The sequence below is a fragment of the Stenotrophomonas maltophilia genome (genome assembly GCF_003970865.1).
Classification (GTDB): domain Bacteria; phylum Pseudomonadota; class Gammaproteobacteria; order Xanthomonadales; family Xanthomonadaceae; genus Stenotrophomonas; species Stenotrophomonas maltophilia_AR.
Map to the genome: position 1 here is coordinate 1 of NZ_RXLZ01000114.1, position 5,049 is coordinate 5,049.

Below are 5,049 nucleotides of genomic sequence, written 5' to 3' on the forward strand. Positions count from 1 at the left end.
CGCCGAGCGACCCCACCTGTCCCTTAAAATGCAGACGCCCGATGCGATGCATCGGGCGTCCTTGGTCGCCTGACGGCGGCCGGATCATCCACCCCATAGGTGTCAACCTATGGCAGGACGAGTCACTTCGCGTCGTCTGTGGCGCGCTTGGGCTTTGGTAGTGGTCGAGCTTGCTCGACCGCCTTTCGTAGAGTCGAGCCGTGCTCGACTGCATCTGCAGGGCGCAGGCAAGAAAAAGCCGAGCATTGGCTCGGCTCTACAGGCGGGGCCTGGCTGGCGCGTCAGTCCTCGACGCGCAGTACCGCGCCCGGCTTCAGTACGCTGCTGCCACTCAGGCCGTTCAGCGACAGCAGGGCCTTCACCGGCATGCCGTAGCGGCGGGCGATGGTCCAGGCCGACTCCCCATTGCGCACGGTGTGGCGGCGGCTGCGCGGGCGGTCGGCGATCGCGGCGACGGTCTTGGCCACCTGCGGCGTCGGCGCGGTCGTGGCAACCGGTGCGGTGCTGGCCACCAGCGTGGTCGCGGCTTCCGTCACCGTCGCATTGGCTGCCGAGACCGGGGCCAGCACCCGGGTGGTTCCCGAGGCGCGGTTGCCGGCGGCCAGGGCCGGGTTGAGGCGGGCGATCCTGGCAGGGTCCAGGGCGCGCTGTGCGGCCCACTGCTGGACGCTGGTGCCGGCCGGCAGGGTGTGGTCCTTCAGCACCGGCACGGTGCGGTCCAGCGAGGCCATCACGCTAGGCTGGTCTTCCACGTCTTCCAGCACGCAGGCCAGGGCATGCAGCTTCTCGACGTAGGCATGGGTGACCGGCGACAGTCCCGGCAGGGCTGCCGGCTTGGCGTTCTGCGCGTTCATGCCGGCCTTGCGCATGGACTGCAGGACCCGGTACTCGCCGGCGTTGTAGGCCATGGTGGCCAGGCGCCAGTCGCCGCCGAACATGCCGTGCAGGGTCTTCAGGTAGCGCACCGCGGCCTGGGTCGAGTCGACCGCCGACAGGCGTCCGTCGTAGCCGTTGGCCATCGGCACGCGGTGGTTGCGTGCGGTGGTGGCGATGAACTGCCACAGGCCGGTCGGGCCGCTGCCGTTGCGGGCATTGGGCCGATAGCCGCTTTCCACGAACGGAATGAGCGCGAATTCGGTGGGCAGATTGGCTTTGCGCAGCTCTTCGACCACATAGCCGAACAGCACCAGCGCATCGTCATCCTGGTTGGCCAGGCGCGAGGGGGCGTGGGCGAACTGCTTCTGCCAGCGCGGGCTGGTGGCCTCTGCATCACAGCTGGGCTCGGCCAGGCCGTCGCGGAAGCTGGTGAAGATCTCCTGGCCGTTGCGTACCGAAGCGGCCGGCAGCGCCGATGGATCCAGCGGCAGGGCCGCGGCAGCGGTCAGGTTCTGGCTGATGCCGGCGCCCAGCGACTGTGCGCCTGCGGTTCCGGCCAGCCCCAGGGCAAGGCCCAGGGCCAGCGGCAGACTTCGGCGCATCATGCGCGGAAGCCGTCTTTCCAGTGCCGGAGACCGGCCATCACGTCGACGTCGTCCACGACGTCACGGCCCAGGTGTGCCGATACCGACGCACGGATCGGTGCAGCGTGCACACGCAGGAAGGGATTGCAGTCGAATTCGTTGGCCAGGGTTACCGGCAGGGTGGAACGGTCATCGCGGCGCATGGCCAAAGCCTCCTCTTGGCGCTGCCACAAGGCAGCGTTGGCGGGGTCGACATGCCGCGCGAAGACGGCATTTGACACGGTGTACTCATGAGCGCAACAAAGCAGCAGTTGCGCGGGCAGGGCACCCAGCTTGCGCATCGACGCCAGCAGCTGGGACGGCGTACCTTCGAACAGGCGTCCACAGCCCAGGCTGAACAACGAATCTCCGCTGAAAAGATGTTCAGCAGTGTGAAACGCGATGTGGCTGCGGGTATGCCCGGGCACGGATAGTACGTGGAACGTCCGGCCCAGTGCCTGAACGCGTTCACCTTCGCCGACCCGCTCGGTCGCCGTGGGAATGCGTTCCTCGACTGGCGCGACGACCCGCACGCCGGGGAAACGTGCCTGCAATGCCGGTACGCCACCGATGTGGTCGTCGTGGTGATGGGTAAGCAGGATCGTGTCCACGCGCAGGCCCTGATCAGCCAGCGCGAGCACGGGCGCAGCATCACCGGGGTCGACGACCACGGCGGCGCCACCGTTGTCGATCAGCGTCCAGATGTAGTTATCCGCAAATGCGGGCAGGGCAGTCAGTCGCATAGAATTGGACCATGCCCGCGCTGCAGAGCACCCGTCAAGCGAGCCAGACCCCGTGGTTCGACAGTGAACCGGCGGAGGCCTTGCGCGTGCTGGAGCGGCAGTTGCTGCTGCCACAGCTGTCGGTGCTGCCGGCACAGCCCTGGCTGTGGATCGCACCAAGTGCGGCCTGGCTGGACGATGCACAGCTGGGCGGACGCGGTCTGCGCCTGTTCCGGCAGGGGCAGGGCTATGCCGGCGACACCCGCTGTGCGCTGCCGTTGCCGCTGGCCAATGAAAGCGTCAATGCGATCGTGCTGCAGCATGTCACTGCCGCCGACGCCGACCGTCTGCTCGACGAGTGCGAGCGCGTACTGATGCCGGGCGGCCACCTGTGGTTGAGCAGCCTCAACCCGTTCAGCCCGTATCGCACGCGTTGGCGCCAGCATGGGCTGGTGGTGCGCACGCCGCAGCGGATCCGCCTGCTGCTCGGCCGTCATGGGCTGGAGTGCGACGATATGCGTTACCTGGGCCCGCTCTGGCGCGGTGAGGGCAGCCGTCGTCCCGGAGGTTGGGCACCGCTGCGCGCGGCCTGCCTGTTCCATGCGGAAAAACGCACGCTGGCCCTGCCTGGGCCGAAACCGCTGCCGGTGCGCTGGCACGGCACCGTAGCTACCTGATTCTGGAGTTGTATTGAAAACCATCGAAATCCACACCGACGGTTCCTGCCTTGGCAATCCCGGCCCCGGCGGCTGGGCTGCGCTGCTGCGCTACAAGGGCCACGAGCGCGAACTGAGCGGTGGCGAGGCGCACACCACCAACAACCGGATGGAGCTGATGGCGGCCATTTCCGGGCTGGAGTCGCTGACCGAACCGTGCAACATCGTGCTCTATACCGATTCGCAGTACGTGCGGCAGGGCCTGACCCAGTGGATGCCGGGCTGGATCCGCAAGAACTGGAAGACCGCCGGTGGCGACCCGGTGAAGAACCGCGAGCTGTGGGAGCGCCTGCAGGCGGCCACGCTGCGGCATCAGATCGACTGGCGGTGGGTGAAGGGCCACTCCGGCGATCCGGACAATGAGCGGGTGGATACCCTGGCGCGCAACGCGGCGATCCAGATCCGCGACGCCAGCCCGGTAAACTGAGCCCATGCGTCAGATCATCCTCGATACCGAAACCACCGGCCTGGAGTGGAAGAAGGGCAACCGCATCGTCGAAATCGGCTGCGTGGAGCTGTTCAAGCGCCGCCCGACCGGCAACAACTATCACCAGTACATCAAGCCGGACTGCGAGTTCGAACAGGGCGCGCAGGAAGTCACCGGCCTGACCCTGGAGTTCCTCGATGACAAGCCGGACTTCGCGCAGATCGCCGACGAGTTCCTGGCCTTCATCGATGGCGCCGAGCTGATCATCCACAACGCGGCATTCGACCTTGGCTTCCTCGACAACGAGCTGTCGCTGCTGGGGCCGCAGTACGGCAAGATCACCGACCGCTGTACCGTGATCGATACCCTGGTGATGGCGCGCGAGCGCTTCCCGGGCCAGCGCAATTCGCTGGATGCGCTGTGCAAGCGGCTGGGCGTGGACAACTCGCACCGTGCACTGCATGGCGGCCTGCTCGATGCGCAGATCCTGGGCGACGTCTATATCGCGCTGACCTCGGGCCAGGAAGAAATCGGCTTCGGTCTGGGCGATGACGATGGCGGTGGTGCCGGTGCGGCGCTGCATGCCTTCGATACCAGCAAGCTGCTGCCGCGCCCGCGCGTGGTGGCCACGCCGTCGGAGCTGGAAGCGCATGCGGTGCGACTGGAGCGGCTGCGCAAGAAGGCTGGCCATGCGCTGTGGGATGGCCCGAAGGTGGAAGAGCCCGCCAGCGCGTAATACATCGAAGTAGTGCCGGCCGCTGGCCGGCAGCGCCGTATCCACGCGTGGCGTGGATCTACCGGTTAGTGGCAGCGCACCAGGATCACGCTGATGTTGTCGCGGCCACCGCCGTCGAGTGCGGCCGCGACCAGCGTGTCCACGCATTCCTGTGCGCTGGCATCCTCGAAGGCGAGGGTGCGGGCAATGCCGCGGTCGTCCACTTCCTCGGTCAGGCCGTCACTGCACAGCAGCAGCTGCATGCCCGGGCGCAGCTCACCACTGGTGGTGGCCACGTTCAGATGCGCCGGATCGGTCACGCCCAGTGCCTGGGTGACCACGTTGCGATGCGGATGCGCGCGCGCCTGTTCGGCGGTCAGGTTGCCCTGCGCGACGAGTTCCTGCACCACGCTGTGGTCCTGGCTGAGCTGGGCCAGCTGGCCATCGCGCCACAGGTAGGCGCGGCTGTCGCCGACCCACGCCACTTCATAGCGGTTGCCCTGCACACGCGCAGCGACCACGGTGGTGCCCATCGGCAGTGTGTCGTTGCGACGGCGCGAGGCACGGATGATCTCTTCGTCGGCGGTGCGGATGGCCTGTGCCAGCGGCGCGCCACGACGGATCTCGCGCACGATGGTCTCGCGCGCCAGCGCGCTGGCCACTTCGCCGCAGGCGTGCCCGCCCATGCCATCGGCCACCAGCCACAGGGCCAGCTCGCTGTCACCGTAGTAGGTGTCCTCGTTGAGCTCGCGGCGCATGCCGGGGTGGGTCAGGTGTCCGAATTCGATCATGCGGTCCCCTGCGACAGGGGTGTGGCGCGGTCTCTTATCAACACCTGGCCCTGCCGCCGAGCTTACCGGTGGGCGTCGCGCTGGTGGCCGTAGCCTGAGACAAACGAAAGCCTGGTACCCATTCAACAGGTGAATCACCACACCTCATCTCACGAGAGCGGCTGTTGGACTAGTGACGA

The 5,049-nt window shown here is 67.3% G+C and carries 6 protein-coding genes; 3 read left to right on the plus strand and 3 right to left on the minus strand.

Annotated elements, in window-relative coordinates; all coding sequences use genetic code 11:
- Positions 1 to 281: 281 nt before the first annotated feature.
- Both EKL94_RS21695 and gloB read right to left on the minus strand, forming a co-directional pair.
- Positions 282 to 1,481, minus strand: a complete 1,200-nt coding sequence (locus tag EKL94_RS21695; RefSeq protein ID WP_126930601.1) for a lytic transglycosylase domain-containing protein — start codon at positions 1,479 to 1,481, stop codon at positions 282 to 284.
- Positions 1,478 to 2,242: a hydroxyacylglutathione hydrolase gene (gloB, locus tag EKL94_RS21700; protein WP_126930602.1), complete on the minus strand. Its 765-nt coding sequence runs from the start codon at positions 2,240 to 2,242 to the stop codon at positions 1,478 to 1,480. Before gloB ends, EKL94_RS21695 begins: the two co-directional genes overlap by 4 nt.
- 11 nt (positions 2,243 to 2,253) lie before the next feature.
- Here gloB and EKL94_RS21705 point away from each other — a divergent pair, with 11 nt between their 5' ends.
- Genes EKL94_RS21705 through dnaQ form a run of 3 tightly spaced genes read left to right on the plus strand, consistent with a single transcriptional unit; the run spans position 2,254 to position 4,100 of the window.
- Positions 2,254 to 2,898 (plus strand): methyltransferase domain-containing protein, encoded by a 645-nt coding sequence (locus tag EKL94_RS21705; protein WP_126930603.1) that lies wholly within the window; start codon positions 2,254 to 2,256, stop codon positions 2,896 to 2,898.
- A gap of 13 nt (positions 2,899 to 2,911) precedes the next feature.
- On the plus strand, positions 2,912 to 3,364 hold the full coding sequence (rnhA, locus tag EKL94_RS21710) for a ribonuclease HI (RefSeq protein ID WP_032129326.1): 453 nt from the start codon (positions 2,912 to 2,914) through the stop codon (positions 3,362 to 3,364).
- A gap of 4 nt (positions 3,365 to 3,368) precedes the next feature.
- Positions 3,369 to 4,100 carry a DNA polymerase III subunit epsilon gene (gene dnaQ / locus EKL94_RS21715; protein WP_126930604.1) on the plus strand — a complete coding sequence of 244 codons (732 nt, stop codon included), beginning with the start codon at positions 3,369 to 3,371 and terminating at the stop codon, positions 4,098 to 4,100.
- 65 nt (positions 4,101 to 4,165) lie between these two features.
- Here the strand turns inward: dnaQ and EKL94_RS21720 are convergent, their stop codons facing one another.
- Positions 4,166 to 4,870: a PP2C family protein-serine/threonine phosphatase gene (locus EKL94_RS21720; RefSeq protein ID WP_005408277.1), complete on the minus strand. Its 705-nt coding sequence runs from the start codon at positions 4,868 to 4,870 to the stop codon at positions 4,166 to 4,168.
- Positions 4,871 to 5,049: the final 179 nt, after the last annotated feature.

What these genes read in the sequence shown, in the direction of transcription:
- EKL94_RS21705 (WP_126930603.1), top strand. Translation starts at nt 2,254, where the DNA reads ATGCCCGCGCTGCAGAGCACCCGTCAAGCGAGCCAGACCCCGTGGTTC.
- EKL94_RS21695 (WP_126930601.1), bottom strand. Translation starts at nt 1,481, where the DNA reads ATGATGCGCCGAAGTCTGCCGCTGGCCCTGGGCCTTGCCCTGGGGCTG.
- EKL94_RS21720 (WP_005408277.1), bottom strand. Translation starts at nt 4,870, where the DNA reads ATGATCGAATTCGGACACCTGACCCACCCCGGCATGCGCCGCGAGCTC.
- dnaQ (WP_126930604.1), top strand. Translation starts at nt 3,369, where the DNA reads ATGCGTCAGATCATCCTCGATACCGAAACCACCGGCCTGGAGTGGAAG.
- gloB (WP_126930602.1), bottom strand. Translation starts at nt 2,242, where the DNA reads ATGCGACTGACTGCCCTGCCCGCATTTGCGGATAACTACATCTGGACG.